Source organism: Photobacterium sp. DNB22_13_2 (assembly GCF_052873915.1).
Genome location: NZ_JBNNXU010000005.1, coordinates 267,863 through 289,969 on the forward strand (window position 1 = coordinate 267,863; position 22,107 = coordinate 289,969).

Below are 22,107 nucleotides of genomic sequence, written 5' to 3' on the forward strand. Positions count from 1 at the left end.
TAGCGGAATTATCTACAAGTTTTATTAAAGTTAAAATAACCTTCATGTAATCCATTAACTCTAGGTATATTCTGGCTGCGCGCTAGCTTAGTGTTGATATTATGCTTTGGATTGCTGGCGTATTGTCATAAATTGTTCATTAACTCTGATTAGTTTCATTCTCGATTTTAATAATTTATCGATGGATATCTAATGAGTAAACAGCCTTTTAAATATCTAGCTCTGGCTACTATTGTTGCTGGGTTAGTAGGATGTAACAGTAGTTCGTCAACAGATGGAAAGACGGATGAAAAAAGCATTCTAATGAATGTGCGATTAATTGAAACAACAGATTTGCACTCGAATGTTCGATCATTCGATTACTTTGCATCAAAAGGCAATCAAGAATATGGCCTGGCCCGCACAGCCGTCATTATTCAAGAAGCTCGAGATGAAGTGGATAATTCACTGTTGTTTGATAATGGGGACCTTATTCAAGGCAGCCCGATGGGTGATTATATTGCTGACTTAGGTGTAGAGCATTTGAAGCGACACCCTCACCCTGTTTATAAAGCAATGAACTACTTGCAGTATGACGCTGCCAACATAGGTAACCATGAATTCAACTATGGTTTAGACTTTCTTGATGCTGCCATTGACCATGCTCAATTCCCTTATGTAAGTGCCAACGTCTTTGAGTTTGATGAAAATGCCATTCGCTCTGGTAAGGTTCAATTAAATACCGAAGAGTGTAGCTTCGATATTGAAGATCACTATGCTGGAGACTACGATGAATTTTTTGACGAGTACCAGCCATACTTTAACCCATATGTGATTTTGGACCGTGAATTCATTGCTGATGATGGAAACCATTACCCGGTTAAAGTCGGTGTTATTGGTTTTGTTCCGCCACGAATTATGGACTGGGATAAACGCCACCTTGAGTGTAAGGCAATGGTCGCGGATATCGCTAAATCAGCCGAATACTATGTCCCTAAAATGAAATTAGAAGGGGCAGATATTATTGTGGCGGTTCCGCATTCCGGTTTAACTAATTCGCACAATGTTGAACCATTTATGGAAAATGCGGTGTGGCAATTGGCACAAATTGACGGTATTGATGCCTTAATGTTTGGCCATGACCATAAGAACTTCCCAACCACAAGTGATGCCTATGACGGTATTCCAGGGGTAAATCCTGAGGAAGGAACTATTTTTGGTAAGCCTGCCGTTATGCCTGGTTTCTGGGGAAATCATATTGGTGTTATCGATCTAAACCTTAAGTCTGTCAACGGAGCAACGTGGACGGTTGAAGCGAGTACAGCTGAAGTTCGTGACTTGAAGCCGTATACACAAGATGCTGTGGTGAATTGGTTAGTCGAAGATGATCACCAAGGCACGATTGACTTTATGGCGGAAGAAATTGGTGCGATAGAAGAGCCTATCAATAGTTTCTTCTCGAATATTGTACCTGATCTGTCGGTGCAAATTGTTAACGAAGCGCAATATCATAAAGGCTTGGAGTGGCAGGAAGAAGGTGTCTTTGGCGAAGAGAACAAAGATCTTCCATTGCTATCGGTATCCGCTCCCTTCAAAGGCGGTCGAGGCGGTCATAAAGATTACACCAACATTACTGATGATGCGCTTACCCGTGCGAGTGTTGCCGATCTGTATGTGTTTGATAACAACACGCCTTCAGTTCTTAAATTGACGTTTAAAGATGTCATTGAGTGGTTGGAATCGGTTGCTTCCCAGCAATACCAGCAAATCACTGATGACAACATAGCATTGTTACATCAAACATTCCGTACTTATAATTATGATGTGTTCTTTGGCGGCTTTGATTTGGATGACTTGCAGTACGAGATTGATGTCTCTGTCCCGTCGCGTTATTTAACCAAAGCCAATGGCACGCTTGAAACCGATGAAGACGATAACTTCATAGTTCGTGAGCAATACAACCGTATTAAGAACTTCACTTATAAAGGTGAAACGGTTGAGCTAGATAATTATGTTCTGGTTGTAACCAATAACTTCCGCGCAAGTAGTACTTATCCTGGGGTGGGTAACTCAGACCGTATCTATGATGACGAGGCTGACACGAACCGTGACATTGTTGCTGAATACCTTGATATGCGTGCTGAAGAAGCCATTGAACAATGCAATGATAATGCTGACTGTGATGAGCCAGTGATAGAGTTTGAAAACATGCATAACTTCAAGTTAACGGGTGCTGAGGGTAAAACTGTGACCTTTATGACATCAGGATTGGTAGACGCCGCGACATTTGCCGAAGACCATATTGAGTCTGGTTTGCTTAAGGCAACCGATGAAACTGGCATTATCGAAGATAAGTCTGGTTATCGTGTGTTTGAAATGAACATGCAATAAAGCAAGTGACTTGAACCTATAATGAAGCCAGCAGAACTCCTGCTGGCTTTTTGCTATCTGAACCTTTGTAATGACCTACAGTCAAAAAAGAAACCGCTGCGCATGAAGCAGTGTTCGAATATAAGGATGAACAATATGCTCTATGTGACAACTCCTGAAGTATATGGTCGCGAAATCAAGGAAGTACTTGGCACGGTGACTGGCAATGTGGTGCAGTCCAAGCATGTTGGCCGCGATATCATGGCAGGTTTTAAGACCATCTTCGGCGGTGAAATCCGCGGCTATACCGAGATGCTGACAGAAGCCAGGCAGGAAGCGACCCAACGTGCGATCGCCGAAGCAGAAGCCTTGGGTGCCGATGCGATTGTCAATGTCCGCTTTACTACTAGCGCCATCATGCAAGGGGCGTCTGAAATTTTGGTTTATGGGACGGCAGTGAAATTGCGCTAAGCAGTCGGGATCGCTATTTATGACTAACCCACAAAAGCTTTTGGTGATGACAATATGAGTTAGTTAATTTGTTTCAAGAACTGTGTTCTTGTTCTTGTTTTAATACCCACTCGACAAATGTCTGTGCCGCGGGGTCGGTACAGTGATCGGCAATCGAAAGAAAGTAGGCTTTGTCAGTAAAATCAAGCAGCTCAGTTAGAGCAACCAACTGGCCGGCTTCTAATAACTCTTCAACATGCCAGTCCCATACGAGGGCAATACCTGCATCATTGATGGCTGCCTGTATTACGGCAACTTGATCTGTCATGCAAATTGCGTCGTGTGGTATACGGTATTCTAACCCGGCTTTATCAGCCCAGGTTTGCCAACCTTCCCAGAATTCGAGTTCATCCTTGAGCATGACAAGAGGCAAATCAAAAACTGTTGATATATCAATGTTTCCGCCGTGTTTTTCGAGGAATCCCGGGCTACATACTAGTAATACCCGCTCATGAAAAACTAGATAGTTATTTTGATTTTGCGAGTGTATAGGGGAGTAAAAAAACGCCACGTCGTAGCTGTCATCTGTTGCGATTTGACGTTCATTGTTTACATTAATATTGAACTGAACATCAGGATGCTCTTGGCGGAATTGATCTAACCTAGGCAATAACCAAAAGTGCAAAAAACAAGGGCCGACTTCAATATCTAAAGCTGGAACATTAGCAGCCTCATCCATGAGGAGTGTTTCTTCAGCAAGTATTGTCAGAGCTTCGGTTACTCGGTCTAAATACCGCCGCCCTTCGTCAGACAAACGAACGCCTTGCGGCGAGCGGGTAAATAGCTCAGTGCTTAGCAGCGACTCTAGCTGTTTAACCTGCTTACTTACCGCTGTTGGCGTCACGCAAAGTTCATCTGCAGCTTTTGTTAAACTCCCCAACCTCGCAGCCGCTTCAAACATTATCAGACTATTAGTGGAGGGTATTAACTTGGAGTTTATGGGCATAGTATTACTTGTATGAACTTATAGTTAACACCATGGTAACTAAATACTGATTTACTGACAAACGGCACTCTATAACATAGGAGGTCCTTTGCTTATGTAACAAGGATGATAATGAAGACCGTACAAGAGATCCATCACGACTGGCTGACCCTTCCTGATGGCACACGGCTTGCCTACCGAGCTTGGATGCCTGCTGACGTTGCTACCTATCCTGTCCCCGCCATACTAGAGTTTCTTCCCTACCGTAAAAATGACGGCACCATCATTCGTGATGAAATCACGATGCCGGAAACTGCCGCACATGGTTATGCCTGTATTCGTGTGGATCTTAGGGGCTGTGGTGAATCAGAAGGCTTGTTTGAGGATGAATATTCCCAGCAGGAGCTTCAAGACGGCTGTAATGTGGTTGACTGGATTGCCGAGCAGAAATGGTGTAATGGAAACGTAGGCATGGTGGGAATATCTTGGGGCGGGTTCAACTCGCTACAGATTGCCGCGCTGAAACCGACGGCATTAAAAGCGATTATTACCCAGTGCTCGACGGATGATCGTTTTAGGGATGACATTCACTTTGCGGGCGGTTGTCTACTTAATGATAATATGGACTGGGCTGCCTTTTTTTGGGCTTATGCGCTGGGTCGTGCTCCTGATGCCAAACTGGTTGGCGAAGAATGGAAAAATATCTGGCTTGATCGGCTTGAGCAGATGCCATTTTTGGCCAAGCCGTGGTTGGCAGAGCAAACACGCTCTGATTATTGGAAACATGGTTCGGTCTGTGAAGACTATTCAAACATCAACATCCCCGTGTATGCGATGGGGGGATGGGCTGATGGGTACCGCAACACTGTATTTTCTCTGTTGAGTAATTTGTCTGGTCCCAAGAAAGGGCTGGTGGGGCCATGGGCCCATAAATACCCTAATATTGCTTATCCTAATCCCAAAATGGATTACGTTGCTGAGTCTGTCAGGTGGTGGGATCGATGGTTGAAAGGTGTTGATAATGCTATAGATAGAGAGCCGGAGCTGCATTATTACTTGCAAGACAGCGTACTACCACAAACCGATTATAAACATCGTGCTGGGACTTGGGTCAGTGAGTCAACATGGCCATCCATAAACACAAGTTATAAAAAATGGTACCTATCTGATAAAGGGTTGTCGGAAACCATATCAGACAGTTGTCCATTGAGTATTCGTTCGCCGCAAACTGTTGGCTTAGAGGGAGGACGCTTCTGTGTTGGCATTCGCCTGGATATGGAAAATCCGGCAGATCAGCGTTTAGATGACGCTGGTTCACTGGTATTTGATTCCGATACACTGACGGAAGATTTGCCATTAGCTGGACAGGTAATGGCGCGCCTATCTTTATCAAGTGATAAACCGCAAGCCTATGCAGTGGTTCGGATCTCTGATGTGCACCCTACTGGGGAAGTGACTCGAGTTACTCACGGTTTATTGAATCTATCTCACCGTAACAGTCACGAATTTCCAGAGCCTCTAGTTGTGGATGCGGTCTATGAAGTCGATGTTGCGTTAAACCATATGGCTTACGTTGTGCCAAAAGGTCATAAGGTGCGTATTGCCGTTTCAACTGCTTACTGGCCTCTGATATGGCCATGTGCGGAAGACGCTACGTTGACATTATATCCATCACAATGTTCGGTGAGTATGCCACTAAACGACTCGCCTGTAGTGTCAGATCTGGTCCCTAGTTATGACAAACCTGTGGGGTTTGATGGTCAAGTCTTGCGTGCGTCAAGCAGCAAACGTGTCGTTCATCGGGACTATAAAACCGATATGACTACGCTTGAGACCTTTGAAGATTTTGGTTGTCAGTTTATCACTTCATCACAAAGCGACATTGATTTTACCATTGAGCAATCGTTGTCTATTCACCCGCAAGACCCTTTAAGTGCGAAAAATGATATTCACTTGTGTGTGGATATGGGGCGTGACGGTTGGCGCACGGCGATAGAGGCACATTATGTAATGACGTGTGATGCAGAGCATTTTTATATTCAGGCGCAATGGAAAGCCTGTAGCGATGGGAATTTGATTTTTGAAAAACGTTTTGATGAAACCATCAAGCGTAATTACATGTAATCAATGTTCAAGGATGAGTTAATGATTAAAAATATTCGACCTTTGGTCTTTTTCCCGACCTTCTTGATATTGATGGCAGCATTAGTATTTAGCTTGGTTGACTTAGAGGGGTTCACCGATTTAACAGGTGCGATAAACAACAGTATATTGCAGCATTTTTCTTGGCTATTCAGCCTAGGGAGTTTTTACCTGCTGGTGTTGATCGTGATCACCTACTTTTCAAAATTGGGTAATATTCGTATTGGGGGGGAATCCAGTACTCCTCGTATCAATAAAAAACGTTGGTTTATGATAGTACTCTGCACCACATTAGCGGTGGGTGTCCTGTTTTGGACGACAGCTGAGCCTATTTACCATATCTATGGGCCACCGGAAAGCTTGGGTATCGAACCAGGTAGCGCAAATGCGATACTGTTTGCGATCTCAGCAATGTTTTTGCACTGGGGGCCGACGCCATACGCTATCTATTGTGTTCCTGCGCTTATTTTTGCGCTCGCTTTTTATAACCTTAAGCTTCCGTTTTCTATTTCGAGCTCATTACGTCCGGTGTTTGGCCGCTACCTGACACCCCAGGTTTGTGATGTGATTGATGCCCTGGCACTTTACTCATTGGTTGTGGGTATGGCTTCATCACTCGGTACCGGTGCACTGACCTTGGTGGGTGGTGTCAGCCAGTTTATTGATATAGAGCGTAATACGTTTACGTTAGGTATCTTCATTGCGGTTATCGTAGGCACGTTTATCTTTTCAGCAGCCAGTGGCTTGATAAAAGGTATTGCCCGTATGTCGCAGGCGAACTTTTGGATGCTCATTGCGTTGTTCATCTTTGTCCTTTTCGTTGGGCCAACAACTTACATACTCTCTCTTGGTGTTGAAGGGCTAGGTGAATTTCTTCAATCGTTCTTTCGGTTAAGTTTATTTACCGGCCAGGCAGCCAATGACCCATGGCCCCAGTGGTGGAGTGTTTTTTATTGGGCGGTTTGGTTTGCATGGGCACCGATCACTGCAATGTTCCTCGGTAAGATTGCTCGTGGTTATACAGTGAAAGAGTTTATCCAGATCAACCTGTTTTACCCAAGTCTGTTCATTTTAATGTGGGTCGCCGTTTTTTCAGGTACCGCTATCTTTATGGATACACAAAGTAACGGTGGACTGTATGCAATTCTCAACGAAAAAGGCATAGAACAATTGCTTTATCATATTATGGGGCAGTTACCTTTGAGCGGAATAACCTCGTTCTTTTTGATCTTGATTGCGTTCATTTCATATGTAACGGCGGCGGATTCAAGCACTGATGCTATCGGCGATTTATGTACCAAAGATTTTGACTCAGAATCCGATGAAGGGTCTTCTCTTCCAATCAAAATTTTGTGGGGAGGAGTCATTGGCTTGGTATCTTGGATTATGGTCAGTACCGTCGGTATTAACGGCGTGAAACAATTGTCGAATCTAGGTGGGTTACCTGCCACAGTGATCATTCTGGCTTGCAGCGCGACATTGGTTCGTTGGTTATATAAGCCAGAGCTGTTGACCTCAGACATTCACCACTACGATAAGGTGGGTGAACCTTTGCTCAATACATTGACACAATCGCATGACAGAGGTAATTAGGGGACGTTTGTACATGTCGAGCATTAGTCTGTAGCAACTTATCGTGATTAACACTGGGTTGTTTATAACCATTGCTAAATAGCGCCTTCTTGTTAGAAGGCGCTATATTTTTTCAAGCGTACAATTGAAATCATTCAGTTCCGAAAATGGCTAGTATTGTCCTTACTGCGGGGTAGACTAAAAGGATAGCTATCAACCCAATGGTTTAGTACCTGCAAGGACACCCCACCATGATGACCCCAACCGAATGCCAGCAAGCCCGCATGGCACGGGATAGACGTTACGACGGACTGTTCTTTACCGCCGTGAAAACCACCGGTATATATTGCCGCTCGATATGTCCGGCTCCTTCTCCATTGGAAAAGAATGTTGAGTATTACCCCTCAGCAGTGGCGGCGGCACAGGCGGGTTATCGTCCCTGTTTGCGTTGTCGGCCAGACAGCGCGCCGGGATCGCCAGCATGGCAGGGCAAAAGCACGACCTTTGTGCGGGCGCAGCGCTTGATTGACGAAGGGGCACTGATCGACAGTAACTTGGTGCAATTGGCCGAGCGCCTCGGTGTAACCGATCGCTATTTGAGACAGTTGTTTAATGATGAGATGGGTCTGTCTCCTAAGGCTTATAGCCTCTATCAACAATGTCTGTTGGCCAAAAAGTTGCTTCATGAAAGCCAATTACCGGTTACGGATATCGCGTTGGCGAGTGGGTTTAACAGCATCCGGCGATTTAATGATTGCTTTCAACAACACTTTTCACTGACTCCATCGCAAGTGCGTAAGCAGCTAAATGACGCTGAACTGAGTCGTCATTCGGACAACCAAACTCAGATAGTGACGGTCACCTTGTCGTATCGGCCGCCTTACGACTGGGATTCAGTGCGCGAGTTCTTCGCTTCCCGTTTGGTTGAAGGTTTGGAGTGGCTGGACGAAAACAGCTATGGCCGAACGTTTGGTAAAGAATACGGGCAGGGTTGGTTTACCGCCTTCCATGAAGAAGGTAAAGCGCGCTTTCAGGTTGAGCTGAGGCTTTCTGACTTGCAGCGTCTACCTAGAGCTATTGCCAATATTCGCCGTTGTTTAGATTTGGATGCCGATTCAGGCGTGATTGATAGTGCGATTGAAGCGGCAATGGGGCAGCCCTTGAGTCAAACGGGCCTACGTTTACCGGGAACTTGGAGCCCGTTTGAGGCGGGCATTCGGGCTATCTTGGGCCAGCAGGTATCAGTAAAAGCTGCGCGTAATCTGGCCGAGAAGCTGATTCTAATGAACCCGGATAACCTTCCTGAACGGCTGTTCTTCCCTGAGCCTGATGCTTTCGTTGACTATGACTTGAACCCGCTGGGTATGCCTGAACGTCGCCGGGAGACCTTGCGGGGATTTGGCCGCTATGTGGCTGAACAGGGGATAGAGGATCCGAATGAGTTACTGGCCTTACCTGGAATAGGTCCGTGGACAGTTGATTACCTTAAAATGCGTGGCTTGAGTGATCCCAATATCTTCCTTATCGGTGATTTGGGTGTAAAAAAAGCACTGCAGAAACGACAAGATCAGCTAAAGCCATGTCAGCCCGATCTGGCGGCGCCTTGGCAAAGTTATTTAACCCTATATTTATGGAAAACATTATGAGTAATCAGCTTATCAATACACCAATCGGCTGGCTGAATGTAGTGGCGAGCGCGAATGCGATTACTGCCATTGAGTTTGCCGCCGAACATGATCGGGTGCAGCAGCCGTCAGAGACGACCGAGCTATGCTGTCAGCAATTGGCTGAATACTTCAACGGTCAGCGAGAGCATTTTGATGTCGAGTTGGAAATGGCTGGCACGACTTTTCAAAAAACAGTATGGCAGGCATTGAATGGTATCGAGTACGGCGATACGTGCTCTTACAGTGATATCGCCAAAGATATCGGCAACCCGAAAGCGGTGCGTGCTGTCGGCGCAGCCAACGGCAAAAACCCAGTACCGATCATTGTGCCCTGTCATCGGGTGATCGGCAGCTCTGGTAAGCTGACAGGGTATGCGGGTGGCTTGGATATCAAGGTATGGTTGCTCGATCATGAAAAGCAGCACTTAGCTAAATAACATTTCACTCAATCATCTTGCGTAAAAGCTAGGTGCTAAGAAATCAGGACTCTGAGCATTTATTGATTTCTTTGCTATTGCTACCGATTAAATTTCGATAGGGTGGCATCAGTGGCGGTTTTTAGTGATTCGTTTGGAGTAAACAATGATTATTGAGCCTGTGATAAAAGGTGTTGTCGCTCGCTCGGCCCATCCTTATGGTTGCCAGCAAGCGGTACGTAAGCAAATTGACTATGTGAAACAGGCCAAGCCGATTGTGCAAGGTGCAAAACGGGTACTGATACTGGGTGCTTCTTCAGGGTTTGGTTTGGCATCGCGTATTGCCCATACCTTTGGTGGCGCAGAAGCTGACACTGTTGGCGTGTCGTTTGAGCGTGGTCCAAGTGACAAAGGTGTTGGCAGTGCTGGTTGGTATAACAATATCTTCTTTAAGCAGGAAGCGGAGAACGCGGGTCGAGTTGCAACAAATATTGTCGGTGATGCGTTTTCAGAGCAAGTTCGCCAGCAAGTGATCGAGTCGATCAGTAACGATCTTGGCGGCCAAGTTGATCTTGTCGTGTATAGCTTGGCAACCGGCGTCCGACCAAACCCTGACACCGGCGACATGTGGCGCTCGGTGATCAAAACCACAGGTAAGCCAGTCGTCGGTCCGACCTTGGATCTGGAGACCGACAGTTTAGCGGAAATGACGGTTGAAACAGCTAGCAGGGAAGAGATTGCCGATACCGTGAAAGTCATGGGAGGGGAAGACTGGGCCAGTTGGATACAGTGTTTGTCTGACGCTGGTGTTATGGCGCAAGGTTGCCGTACCGTGGCTTATTCCTACATAGGCCCAGAAGTGACTTATCCTATCTATCACCATGGTACCCTCGGGCGGGCCAAAGAGCACATGCATAACACTGCCGAGGGACTTAATACGCAACTTGCAGTAATTGGCGGACAAGCCCATGTTGCCGTGTGTAAAGCCTTGGTGACTAAAGCCAGCGTATTCATTCCGGCTTTCACCCCTTACATTCTTGCCTTGTTCAAGGTGATGAAAGAGAAGGGCACCCATGAAGGCTGTATCGAGCAGATGCAGCGATTGTTTAGTGCGCGGTTTTATACCCAGAAAGATTCTCAGCAATGTGTATTAACCGATGAGCAGCGCTTGATCCGTATGGATGATTGGGAGTTGGCGCCTGATGTGCAGCAGAAGGTCAATGAGCTAATGGCCGAGATGAATACTGATAATTTTGCCGAGTTGGGTGACTATGCAGGTTATAAGCAGGACTTTATGGAACTCAATGGCTTCGGCTTAGCAGGTGTTGATTACCAGCAGGATATAGTTCTGGATAGCCTCAAAGCATTACAGCCTTAGCCTATAGTGTTGCAAACTCGATAAGCAACTCTGTTGATAATATCGTCATTATCTTGTCGCCTTAATATAGGTGAAGGTAATGGCGACTTGTATTTTCTCACAAATGAAACGCACTCTGCATTGTACATGCCCCTTTCTCCAGCGTTTTATCAGTATTGAGATCATAAAACCTCGATATTATTAATTCTGTCTGAGGATAAATCTGGTCTATTCAGCGAATAATCATTACAATTAGTTCAATAAAACAACAACAAAGAATGCAGTGATTATGGTTGAACGTCGTCACTTTAGTCGTATTTTATATCAGGCTCCAGCTACGCTAACGAATGCCAATGGTGATTGGCAGGCGGAAATACGGGACCTGTCCCTGCAGGGGATCTTGTTGACCAAGCCGGAGAGCTGGACTGTTCAAGATACTGACGATAAATATCTTTTATCGTTTTGCCTGCACGACTCTGACATTGAGCTGCGGATGGAAACCCAGCTGGTTCACCATGATGCTGCTTATTTACGTATGCATATCTTCCATATTGATTTAGAAAGTGCCGGGCATCTCCGGCGTTTGGTCGAATTAAATGTTGGCACTGATGAACTATTACATCGTGAGCTGGAACAACTAGCTGATTTGCAAAACCATCTCGACGAGTCGTGAATTGTTATCATGTCAGAAAACATTTGTATTTCGGTGTCCGATCATCGTGGCACCTCTCATTATCTTATTAATCGCTTCAAGAAACGTTATATCGCCTTAGCGACAACCGCTATTATATCTGCCGCCGCAGCTGGTGGGTACAGTGTATATACCCTTTATCAAGAGAAGCTTCATTCCAACCAGCAGCTTAATCTGCTTAATGTTCAGGCTCAGCAGCTCAGTGCTTCCTTGTCTGAAGAAAGTGCCAGTAACCGTGAATTGATTGAAGAACTCAATGATAAGAAAGCGGAGCTAGATGCACTTTCATTGCGTATTGATGACGTAGAAACCATCCTGGGTCTGCAAACCGCCGAAGATGGTGAAGTGGTTACCCTTGAGGAGCGAGTAGACAGCGCAGCGATCAGCTCTGCAGTAAGAGGAACCTTATTCCGTATGATCCCAAATGGCAATCCGACGCCAGGGATCAGGATGTCATCGCAGTTCGGTACCCGAGTTCATCCGGTAACGGGTAAACGCAAGCGCCATTTGGGCTTGGATTTTGCCGCCAATACCGGCACCGAGATCTACGCGCCAGCAGATGGCGTGATAGAAGTGATCCGCCCAAGTAACAAGGGGTCGGGTAACTTCCTTAAGCTCGATCACACCATGGGCTTTACCTCCACCTACTCTCATTTGAAGAAATTTAATGTCAAGCGTGGTGAGTTTGTCCGTAAAGGTGAATTGATTGGCTGGACGGGCAATACGGGGTTGTCGACGGGTCCACATTTGCACTATGAAATCCGCTTTTTGGGACGAGCCTTGAATCCTCGACCATTTGTTGAGTGGACACCGGATAACTTCGAGAGCTTGTTTGAAAAAGAAAAAACCGTTCAATGGGCGTCTTTGCTTAATATGATCAATAATGTGGTGTCGATGCAGGTACAGCTCACCCAGTCGCCTCATATTGCTCGTCCTATCCAAACGGCAAGCAATGAAAAAGGCCTCACAGGTGAAGAAGGGTAACTCATCGGCCTAGGTTTGAAATTACCACGTCTGTGAAAGGAAACGCTATGACCCGCGAGCTATATATTGGTGTAATGTCAGGTACCAGCCTAGATGGCGTGGATACGGCGTTGGTGGCATTTGACAGTGAGTCTCACCAGAGTTCAATGCCTGAACTGTTGGCAACCGATGCCTACCCGATGCCTGAGGCATTGAAATCAGCATTGCTTGATGTGTGCATAGGGCAGGCGACGAACCTAAAACTAATTGGTCAGCTGGATCACCAATTGGGGCATCTTTTTGCCGATGCGGTTAATCAATTACTGGAAAAGGCGGAGGTGAAGGCCTCTGCTGTAACAGCCATAGGAAACCATGGGCAGACGGTATACCACCAGCCGGATGGCGATTACCCATTCACCATGCAGTTGGGTGATGCCAATATCGTGGCCGCTAAAACCGGTATTACAACCGTCGCCGACTTTCGTCGTAAAGATATGGCGCTGGGTGGGCAGGGGGCACCTTTAGTCCCAGCGTTCCACAAAGGCTTATTTTCCGAACTAGACTCGACAACGGTGGTATTGAATATAGGCGGTATTGCCAATATCTCGGTACTGCAACCCGAACAGCCTGTTATTGGCTACGATACAGGACCGGGTAATATGTTGATGGATGCTTGGGTGTATCTCCATCATGGCCAGAAATATGACAAATGTGGTGTCCTCGCTGCATCCGGGACGGTCAATCAGCCTTTGCTAACGAAATTAATGGCAGATCCATACCTTAGCCGCTCCTATCCGAAAAGCACCGGAAGAGAGCACTACAATCTACCGTGGTTGGAAGGCCAACTGAATGGTTTGGTAGACGCCGTCTCGGAGCAGGATGTACAGGCAACCTTGTTGCAGTTTACTGCACAAACGATTGCCGAACAGGTGGCCTGCTTTACCATTGGTGAGCAACCACGTTTGTTGGTGTGTGGCGGTGGGGTGAATAACCCTATTCTGATGTCTCGCCTTGCTGAGCTATTGCCTGCCTGGTTAGTGGCTAATACCCGCGATGCAGGCATTGACCCCGATTACATGGAGGCGATGGCCTTTGCTTGGCTTGCCCGCCAACGCATTCATGGCCAACCTAGCAATGTACCGGAAGTCACAGGAGCAGCAGAATTGGCTTCATTAGGTGTTATCTACCCAGCCTAAACGGTACTTGTTGATGCTAAGCGTATTTTTGTCAAAAATGGTTAGATGATAATTCATAAGCATTGTTTTTCACAAAGCGATGGTTTACAACCATATATACTGCCAGTTATCTCAAGGACCTTTTCAGTATAGAAATGTCTCCTTAGTATCCGGCATATTGTGATGAGTGGGTTATAAATCAGTAAGTAAAAGCCATAGATGTATGTGGTAAGTAGTGAGGTTATACATGATGGGTCAGTGGCGACATGGACTGTTGGTATTGTTATTGGTTGCTGGTACTGCGCACGCGGTCAAAGAGCGGGAGCTGGGTGAGATCTTTATTGAAGAGTCACAAGCTAAGCAGCCGCTAGAGTTTATCGGTCAGGGTAGCCGTCCTGTCGATAATACGGGACGGGACAATTTCAGTATTTACCAAAATAAAAATGTTGAAGATCCTACTGAGTTTGGTGCGGGCCTAAAATTCAATGCGACCAATGACTTTAGTATTTCTGTCGAGGCTGGTGGCGCAATGGTTGATGACAGTACAGTTGATATTGACAGCGGCGCGGTGAAATTTGAACTCAGTTATTAACTTTTTATTGAGTTTAGATGCACTTTAGGTTGTGACAACGACTGTTTATTGCGGTTATTTTTATCTAACGAGTACGAAATAGTAAGTAATTTCATTTGATGTGAGCCTATCGTGCATAGTCTTTGCTTGTTATCCCTTTTGTAATGAATTGAAACATCTTGTCTTTTTTCCATCATCGAACTTAAGCTTTTCTGTCACTCCCAATCCCTATATTCAGCATGAATTTCAAACATGCTCATATATTACGGGATTAATATGTTCAAAAAATCACTAGCTGCGGCGGTATCACTGGTATTGACGACGTCAGTCTTTGCAATGGATACGCGTTACGAAGATCGTACCGGCAATCTTACTGCCGATCTACCACAGAGTGAAGCTGAGTGGTCTAACCCATCAACGTTAATCTTTGCTTATACGCCAGTTGAAGACCCATCGGTATACGCTAGCGTATGGAGCGAGTTTCTAGAGCACATGGAAGAGAAAACGGGTAAGTCTGTACGCTTCTTCCCGGTGCAAAATAACGCTGCGCAAATTGAAGCCATGCGTTCTGGCCGTTTGCATATTGCGGGTTTCAACACTGGCTCTACACCTCTAGCCGTTAATTGTTCTGGTTTCGTACCTTTTACAATTATGGCCGGTGAAGACGGCTCTTTTGGTTATGAGATGGAAATCATCACGCATGCTGACTCTGGTATCGAGAGTGTTGAAGATCTAAAAGGCAAGAATCTTGCGTTCACTGCACAGACCTCGAACTCCGGCTTCAAAGCGCCTTCAGCAATCTTGAAAGCAGAGTACGATATGGTCCCAGAACGTGATTTCACGCCAGCCTTCTCTGGAGCACACGATAACTCGGTTATTGGTGTTGCTCACAAGGACTATGACGCTGCAGCAGTAGCGAACTCTGTACTACAGCGCATGCTAGACCGTGAAGTGGTTAAAGAGTCAGATATCAAAAACATTTACACGTCACAAACTTTCCCAACAACGGCATACGGTGTCGCACACAACCTTCACCCAGAGCTTCAAGAGAAGATCAAAGAGGCGTTCTTCAGCTTTGATTGGGAAGGAACTCAATTACAAGAAGAGTTCACTCGTAACGGCGAGGCGAAATTCATTCCTATTACATACCAAGAGCATTGGGCGGTGATCCGTACCATTGATGAGGCAAACGATGTCTCTTACACTTGCCGTTAATAGGAACCATTATGTCAACACTTCAACTTCGTTCGCTAACGATGCAGTACTCACCAAAAGATAAAGCGCTGAGCAATGTATCGCTAGACATCCAAGCAGGTGAAGTTGTTGGACTTATCGGCCCCTCAGGGGCCGGTAAATCAACACTGATCCGCTGCGTAAACCGCTTAACTGAGCCTACGTCTGGAGAGGTCTTGTTCAAAGGGCAGGATTTGACCAAACTGGGAAGTCGTGAACTGCGTCAATCACGCCGAAAAATTGCGATGATTTTCCAGGAATACGCCTTGGTTGAGCGACTTACCGTAATGGAAAACGTACTGTCTGGTCGTTTGGGCTATGTACCTTTCTGGCGCAGTTTCCTACGTAAATATCAAGGTAACGATATCCAATCGGCTTATGCGCTGCTTGATCGTGTCGGTTTGATGGAGCATGCTGATAAACGCGCCGATGCTCTGTCCGGTGGCCAGCGCCAACGTGTGGGTATTGCCCGCGCCCTTGCCCAGCAACCAGAATTGCTATTGATCGATGAACCAACTGCAGCTCTTGATCCACGTACTGCCCGTCAGGTAATGCGCCTGATCAGTGATATTTGTAATGAGAACCAGCTACCGGCCATTATTAATATTCACGATGTGAACTTAGCCAAACAGTTTGTTGATCGTATTATCGGGCTTAAAGCCGGTGAAGTCGTTTTTGATGGTAAGCCTGAAGAACTTGGCCATGATGCTTTGACTCGTATTTACGGTGAAGAAGATTGGAACAGTGCTTCTGATACGGTGGAAGAAGAGTGTATGCCTGTGACGGCCGAGCTGATGCTGGAGCCTGCATAATGGCCCAAACTTACCCGACTGAATGGAAAAAGCCGCCTTTTATTGCGCAACCTTTTTGGCGCTGGCTGCTATGGCTCGGTGCCGGTATCTATTTTTATTTGGCAATTGGTTCGGTTGAAATCAACTGGATGCGAGTTTATGAGGGGACCGATCGGGGCCTGAACTTTATTATGGCCTTCATGCGACCGGACTTTGTCAGTCGCTGGGACAACATCGGTATCGGTTTGGTTGAAAGCCTGACGATGACCTTGACGTCGACGGTAGCCGGAGTGTTGCTGTCGATCCCCTTCGGGTTGGGTGCCGCAAAAAATCTGGCTCCTCGCCCGGTTTACTTGTTTTGCCGCAGTTTCGTTGCTGTTGCCCGGAGCTTCCAGGAAATTATCATCGCTATCTTGTGTGTTGCCTTGTTTGGTTTCGGTACTTTTGCCGGCTTCGTGACCTTGACGTTTGCCACGATCGGTTTTTTGGCAAAACTGTTTGCCGAGGAGATTGAGTCGGTGGATCCTGCTGCGCTGACTGCTATGAAAGCCACAGGTGCTAGCTGGTTCCAGCAGGTGAATTATGCGATTCAACCACAGGTTATGCCGCGCGTGATAGGCCTGAGTATGTATCGCTTGGACATCAATTTCCGTGAATCTGCAGTGATCGGTATTGTCGGTGCCGGAGGTATCGGTGCAACACTCAATACCGCGATGGATCGTTATGAGTACAGCTCGGCAGCTGCGATTTTGCTGATCATAATTGGTCTTGTCATGTTGGCAGAATATGTTTCAGCCATCATTCGTAACCGCATTCAATAGGAGCCGGTATGTCTAACACTCATTTTACGTATCAGGCCCAATGGCAAAAATATTCGGCAAAAGAGAGCTTGTGGCGTTGGTTTGGTTGGTTGATTTTTGTGTCGGTTTGTATCTATTGCTGGCAGGTGATGAACAAGGACACGATGTGGTTCTTTGTGGTTGATGCACCTAATCAAGTGGCAGATATTACCGGTCGGATGTGGCCGCCACGTTGGTCTTATATGGAGCAATTGTGGCAACCTCTGTGGGATACGCTCAACATTGCCACCCTAGGCACATTACTGGGGGTCGTTATGGCCTTTCCGGTGGCATTCTTGGCCGCTAAGAACACCACACCCTCGACGGTATTCGTTCGTCCGGTGGCGCTTTATATCATAGCCGCAAGTCGGTCGATCAATTCATTGATCTGGGCTTTATTGTTGGTGGCAGTACTGGGTCCAGGCCTGCTGGCGGGTATTATTGCCATTGCCCTGCGCTCGATTGGGTTTGTTGCCAAGCTAATGTATGAAGCAATTGAAGAAGTGAACAAAACCCAAGTGGCCGCGATCACTGCAACTGGCGCATCATCGCTCCAGATCCTCGATTACGCTGTGATGCCACAGGTATTACCAAACTTCATCGGTACATCGATCTTCCGTTGGGATATTAATATCCGTGAGTCAACCGTACTGGGTTTGGTCGGTGCTGGTGGTATCGGTCTAAAACTGCAAGAGTCAATGGCAGTGCTGGCGTGGCCGCAGGTAACCGTGATTTTTCTCTCGATTCTGGCAACCGTTGTAGTGTCTGAGTGGGTATCAGCCCGCTGCCGTCATGCACTGATTTAATGGTCGGAAACTTCTCGGCAGCGAAAAGGCTCACTTCGGTGAGCTTTTTTTTGATAACACAGTAAGTCAATGCACTGATGAGGCTATTCAATCTACAACTTGAGGCCACTTGGGTACACTTTAGGTGGATGAGCATCTCTATGTCCCTAGTGGCTCGCAAAAAATAGCGTCTTATGCGTCCCTGTAAACGCCTTCATATAGAATGATGAAGTGCAGTAACCATCAACGAAAACGGCAGGGAAAGACGAATGGCAAAGTATCAATTCTTTTGTAAACCAGATTCAAACTGTAAAGCGTTTACGTATATTGAAATGGCAAGCAACAGCTTTTCTTCTGAGAAACAGCAGTTATTGGATATGGGATTCGAGGTTGAGGGTGATGTGATTTATGCGGATTCATCAGAGGAGGCTGTAGACAAATTCAAATCAAACTTCGTTGCGCCGCTAGAGGATTATGCGAATTCAGACCCAGCAGGTGGTATTGCGACTTTCGTTTTCGAGGCATTCAAATCGATCCGTGGCAAGAAATAGCTTGTGGAAACAGGCTCACTAGGTCATTGGAGGATCCTTTGAATCGGTTGTGAAATTACACATTAGTTGTTTTGTAGAGAGTAATTGGTGTTTTAATCAATGTTTTTTGATTTTATTGTGACGCTTATCACTTTGCTGTCGTGAGTCGCTCTTGCGTTAGTGTGATCCATGTCTACTTATTGGCCTTATTCATGCGCGATGTTTTATATTGCCATGATACATTCCTGCTGCATTCAAACAGCCTGCTATATCGGATAGCGAGCTATACAGTACAGAGGTCAACCAGATGTTTTCACCAGATTCAAAGATGAAGGTCCAGGGGGCTGGGCGCTTTCTCTCGAATATGGTTATGCCCAATATTGGCGCATTTATCGCTTGGGGATTAATTTCCGCGCTATTTATTCCTTCTGGTTGGTTTCCAAACAGTGATTTAGCAACGTTAGTCGATCCGATGATGTTTTACCTATTGCCTATATTGATCAGTTACCACGGTGGCCGTTTGGTCTCTGGGGAGCGAGGTGCAATTGTCGGTACTATAACGGCGATGGGCCTGATTGCAGGGGCTGATATACCGATGCTGATGGGGGCAATGATTGCAGGTCCCTTAGGTGGCTTGGCAATAAAACATTTTGATATGGCCGTTAATGGTAAAGTGAAAAGCGGCTTTGAAATGCTGGTAAACAACTTTTCTGCTGGCCTCGTAGGGATGCTGGGTGCGGTGGTGGCCTTTTATTTTATTGGCCCTACGGTAAGCGTAATGTCTGCAATGTTAGTCGCCGGAGCGGAGGCGATGGTAGAGAACGGCTCCTTACCTTTGGTTTCAGTATTGATTGAACCTGCGAAGGTATTGTTCCTAAATAATGCTATAAACCATGGGGTTCTCTCACCTCTAGGCATTCAACAGGCCGAAGAGGTTGGGTATTCCATTTTCTTCCTGCTCGAATCAAACCCGGGTCCCGGTCTTGGATTGCTTTTAGCCTATATCGCGACGGGAAAAAAGCTAGAAAGACAAACCGCCGCTGGTGCATCGATTATCCATCTTTTCGGTGGGATCCAAGAGGTCTATTTCCCGTACGTGATGATGAATCCTAGGTTGCTGCTTGCTGTGATTGCTGGTGGTATGGCAGGGGCTTCAACGCTCGTTGTTTTTGATGCTGGACTCATTTCAGCCGCTTCTCCTGGCTCTATTGTGGCTATTTTATTAATGGCGCCAAAATCCTCATTACTTGGTGTCGTACTGTCCGTCGTAGTGGCAACAGCGGTGTCTTTTGTTGTGGCTGTTGCACTTATGAAAGTCAAAATAGGCCAAGCAAAGGATAGGCAACATCCATTACTACCAGAAGCAGCACAGTCAACAATGTCCCTTCAACCAATTGGCAGCGGGCTACAGCAGCTTTGCCCTGTCACAACAGAGAATGTATTTTTGGGGTTGAAGCATGCCAACAAGGAAGAGGCCATTCGGTTTGCTGGTGAACAGTTGGTCAAGCAAGGAAACGTTTCTGAAGAATACGTAGGGGATATGTTAAAGCGAGAGCAATTGTTATCGACTTATCTTGGAAACTCAATAGCCTTTCCTCATGGCATGATCGCCGGAAGAGACAATGTCAAAGAAACGGGTGTGGTGTTCTGCCAATATCCTGAAGGAGTTCTCTGGGGGGATGAAAAAGGTGAAGATGGTAATTTGGTGATTGCCATTGCCGCCAAGGGAGAAGCACATATTCATGTCATAGCGTCAATCAGCTGTGCTCTAGATGACGAAGCAGCATTGGAAACCTTGAAGACAACAATAGATCCAAATGATGTTATCCGCATCCTCAATGGTGTGCAGACGCATGCGAACTGAATCCATCCATCTACCGAATGAATCGGAGCTTCTAGAGGTAATATCGCAGGCAGATAATGTCAGTTCGGTATTCAGTGCTGCTTATCATGCCCTTGATGATACTGTCGGCGCTCTAATGCAAAGCTTGTTTGAGCAAAATGATTACTCGGTGAAGTTTGTCATTGAGCCTCTGATCTCAAATAGTGGGCCGCTCGGGGATGTGCTGGTAAGAACAAAGTTGTTACTGGGGTTAGCTGTTATCAACAAGCAGTTGTACAGTGATATCGAAACTTTTGTCCGGTTGAAAGATTTGGCTGAAGCAAGGTCAGATGATATCTCTTTTACAGATGCAGAGGTGCTTCAAGAGTTGAGGAAGATCTCGGCGATTGAGCGAACAATGCCAATTCACTATGACCCAAGCATGTTGAAAGGCCTATCTGAGCCCATGCTCAATATGTTTATTGATCGGCATAATCAAAAGGTTCACTCAACTATAGTGCTGGCCATTACTGATATTGTGGAGAATTTGCGCCACAGCAGACTCTCGAACTAGTTCTGTTTCTTCGCACCATTTCCCGATGGCGCCATAGCCAAACTAAACTCCCCCCTTTGAGCTCATCAATACCTCTATTTCGGTGCAAAAGACGTATTGATGAGGCTCTGAATCGTGTAACTTTTGGTTACTTAGGCATATATCTTCTTTTCTTGTCATCATTGTCACCTTATCTTGCTTCGTAAAATAAGTGGGGTGGGATATGGTTGTTAAGTATTGTTATAACCCTTTTAACTATAAATTAGCCTACTTATGACTGGAAAAGATTAGCCTTAACGCGGATCTTATTTTACAATGAAAATTAAGAGCTGGTTAATTTTTACAGGATACTTCTAATGAGACTGATTCCACTACAAAATGCAGAGCAAGTTGGCAAATGGGCTGCGCGCCATATCGTAAAAAAGATCAACGCCTTTAAGCCAACGGCTGAGCGACCATTTGTGCTTGGCCTGCCTACCGGAAGTACACCGCTTTCAACGTATAAAGCACTTATCGAACTCTTCAACGCCGGTGAAGTCAGCTTCAAACATGTAGTGACATTCAACATGGACGAATACGTTGGTATTGACCCTAATCATCCAGAGTCTTACCGATCTTTCATGTACAATAATTTCTTCAAACACGTTGATATTAAAGATGAAAATGTCAACTTGCTAGACGGCCTTGCCGACGATATCGATGCACACTGTGCGGCTTACGAAGAAAAAATTAAGTCCTATGGAAAAATAAACCTATTCATGGGTGGGGTAGGCATCGACGGTCATATTGCATTCAATGAGCCAGCTTCTTCGCTGTCTTCTCGCACTCGTATCAAAACATTGACCGAAGATACTCGTATTGCGAATTCTCGCTTCTTTGATGGCGACATCAACCAAGTGCCAAAATATGCGTTGACTATCGGTGTGGCGACCTTGCTTGATGCTGAGGAAGTGATGATTCTGTCCTTGGGTCACAACAAAGCATTGGCACTTCAGATGGCAGTAGAAGGTAGCGTTAACCACATGTGGACAGTGACAGCGCTTCAACTTCACCGTCAGGCTATTATTGTTGCCGATGAGCCTGCACAGCAGGAGCTCAAAGTGAAAACGGTGAAATACTTTACTGAGCTTGAAGCCGAGAACATCAAAGGGCTGTAACCCTCTCTTTAATATAAAAAAAGCCACGTAAGTGGCTTTTTTTATAGGCGGTGTTCCTA

The 22,107-nt window shown here is 46.0% G+C and carries 20 protein-coding genes; 19 read left to right on the forward strand and 1 reads right to left on the reverse strand.

The window, feature by feature from the left end; genetic code table 11:
- The first annotated feature begins 192 nt into the window (after positions 1 to 192).
- Together ACVA58_RS10365 and ACVA58_RS10370 are read left to right on the forward strand one after the other, a co-directional pair.
- Complete coding sequence (locus tag ACVA58_RS10365) at positions 193 to 2,370, forward strand: bifunctional 2',3'-cyclic-nucleotide 2'-phosphodiesterase/3'-nucleotidase (protein WP_446510367.1); 2,178 nt, start codon at positions 193 to 195, stop codon at positions 2,368 to 2,370.
- Between the two features lie 135 nt (positions 2,371 to 2,505).
- Complete coding sequence (locus ACVA58_RS10370) at positions 2,506 to 2,820, forward strand: heavy metal-binding domain-containing protein (protein WP_107299531.1); 315 nt, start codon at positions 2,506 to 2,508, stop codon at positions 2,818 to 2,820.
- Positions 2,821 to 2,893: 73 nt separating this feature from the next.
- On the opposite strand, the gene ACVA58_RS10375 is transcribed toward ACVA58_RS10370, so the two are convergent.
- A complete protein-coding gene (locus ACVA58_RS10375; RefSeq protein ID WP_446510368.1) occupies positions 2,894 to 3,760 on the reverse strand; it encodes a LysR substrate-binding domain-containing protein in 867 nt (288 codons plus the stop codon).
- 156 nt (positions 3,761 to 3,916) lie between these two features.
- Here ACVA58_RS10375 and ACVA58_RS10380 point away from each other — a divergent pair, with 156 nt between their 5' ends.
- The 17 genes from ACVA58_RS10380 (at position 3,917) to nagB (ending at position 22,048) form a co-directional block, all read left to right on the forward strand.
- On the forward strand, positions 3,917 to 5,908 hold the full coding sequence (locus ACVA58_RS10380; RefSeq protein ID WP_446510369.1) for a CocE/NonD family hydrolase: 1,992 nt from the start codon (positions 3,917 to 3,919) through the stop codon (positions 5,906 to 5,908).
- Between the two features lie 21 nt (positions 5,909 to 5,929).
- On the forward strand, positions 5,930 to 7,519 hold the full coding sequence (locus ACVA58_RS10385; RefSeq protein ID WP_446510370.1) for a BCCT family transporter: 1,590 nt from the start codon (positions 5,930 to 5,932) through the stop codon (positions 7,517 to 7,519).
- Between the two features lie 230 nt (positions 7,520 to 7,749).
- Entirely contained in the window at positions 7,750 to 9,144 is a 1,395-nt protein-coding gene (locus ACVA58_RS10390) for an AlkA N-terminal domain-containing protein (RefSeq protein ID WP_446510371.1), read from the forward strand.
- Complete coding sequence (locus tag ACVA58_RS10395) at positions 9,141 to 9,602, forward strand: methylated-DNA--[protein]-cysteine S-methyltransferase (protein WP_446510372.1); 462 nt, start codon at positions 9,141 to 9,143, stop codon at positions 9,600 to 9,602. The genes ACVA58_RS10390 and ACVA58_RS10395 overlap by 4 nt, the downstream gene beginning before the upstream one ends.
- Positions 9,603 to 9,747: 145 nt before the next feature.
- Entirely contained in the window at positions 9,748 to 10,959 is a 1,212-nt protein-coding gene (gene fabV / locus ACVA58_RS10400; protein WP_446510373.1) for an enoyl-ACP reductase FabV, read from the forward strand.
- Between the two features lie 268 nt (positions 10,960 to 11,227).
- Positions 11,228 to 11,611 (forward strand): PilZ domain-containing protein, encoded by a 384-nt coding sequence (locus ACVA58_RS10405; protein ID WP_446510374.1) that lies wholly within the window; start codon positions 11,228 to 11,230, stop codon positions 11,609 to 11,611.
- 9 nt (positions 11,612 to 11,620) lie between these two features.
- The gene (locus ACVA58_RS10410) at positions 11,621 to 12,613 is read left to right on the forward strand and encodes a M23 family metallopeptidase (RefSeq protein ID WP_446510375.1); all 993 of its coding nucleotides are present in this window, start codon (positions 11,621 to 11,623) and stop codon (positions 12,611 to 12,613) included.
- Between the two features lie 47 nt (positions 12,614 to 12,660).
- Positions 12,661 to 13,788 carry an anhydro-N-acetylmuramic acid kinase gene (locus ACVA58_RS10415; protein ID WP_446510376.1) on the forward strand — a complete coding sequence of 376 codons (1,128 nt, stop codon included), beginning with the start codon at positions 12,661 to 12,663 and terminating at the stop codon, positions 13,786 to 13,788.
- Between the two features lie 226 nt (positions 13,789 to 14,014).
- Positions 14,015 to 14,359, forward strand: coding sequence for a hypothetical protein (locus tag ACVA58_RS10420; RefSeq protein ID WP_446510377.1), 345 nt, complete (start codon positions 14,015 to 14,017; stop codon positions 14,357 to 14,359).
- 255 nt (positions 14,360 to 14,614) lie between these two features.
- Positions 14,615 to 15,553: a phosphate/phosphite/phosphonate ABC transporter substrate-binding protein gene (gene phnD, locus ACVA58_RS10425; protein ID WP_446510378.1), complete on the forward strand. Its 939-nt coding sequence runs from the start codon at positions 14,615 to 14,617 to the stop codon at positions 15,551 to 15,553.
- Between the two features lie 11 nt (positions 15,554 to 15,564).
- Positions 15,565 to 16,383 carry a phosphonate ABC transporter ATP-binding protein gene (gene phnC, locus ACVA58_RS10430; protein WP_446510379.1) on the forward strand — a complete coding sequence of 273 codons (819 nt, stop codon included), beginning with the start codon at positions 15,565 to 15,567 and terminating at the stop codon, positions 16,381 to 16,383.
- Positions 16,383 to 17,183, forward strand: coding sequence for a phosphonate ABC transporter, permease protein PhnE (gene phnE, locus ACVA58_RS10435; RefSeq protein WP_446510380.1), 801 nt, complete (start codon positions 16,383 to 16,385; stop codon positions 17,181 to 17,183). Before phnC ends, phnE (ACVA58_RS10435) begins: the two co-directional genes overlap by 1 nt.
- Positions 17,184 to 17,191: 8 nt before the next feature.
- Entirely contained in the window at positions 17,192 to 18,007 is an 816-nt protein-coding gene (gene phnE / locus ACVA58_RS10440) for a phosphonate ABC transporter, permease protein PhnE (protein WP_446510381.1), read from the forward strand.
- Positions 18,008 to 18,255: 248 nt separating this feature from the next.
- On the forward strand, positions 18,256 to 18,537 hold the full coding sequence (locus ACVA58_RS10445) for a hypothetical protein (protein WP_446510382.1): 282 nt from the start codon (positions 18,256 to 18,258) through the stop codon (positions 18,535 to 18,537).
- Between the two features lie 286 nt (positions 18,538 to 18,823).
- Complete coding sequence (gene mtlA / locus ACVA58_RS10450; protein WP_446510383.1) at positions 18,824 to 20,380, forward strand: mannitol-specific PTS transporter subunit IIC; 1,557 nt, start codon at positions 18,824 to 18,826, stop codon at positions 20,378 to 20,380.
- A complete protein-coding gene (locus tag ACVA58_RS10455; RefSeq protein ID WP_446510384.1) occupies positions 20,370 to 20,912 on the forward strand; it encodes an MltR family transcriptional regulator in 543 nt (180 codons plus the stop codon). Before mtlA ends, ACVA58_RS10455 begins: the two co-directional genes overlap by 11 nt.
- A gap of 335 nt (positions 20,913 to 21,247) precedes the next feature.
- A complete protein-coding gene (nagB, locus tag ACVA58_RS10460; protein WP_446510385.1) occupies positions 21,248 to 22,048 on the forward strand; it encodes a glucosamine-6-phosphate deaminase in 801 nt (266 codons plus the stop codon).
- The last annotated feature ends 59 nt before the right edge of the window (positions 22,049 to 22,107 follow it).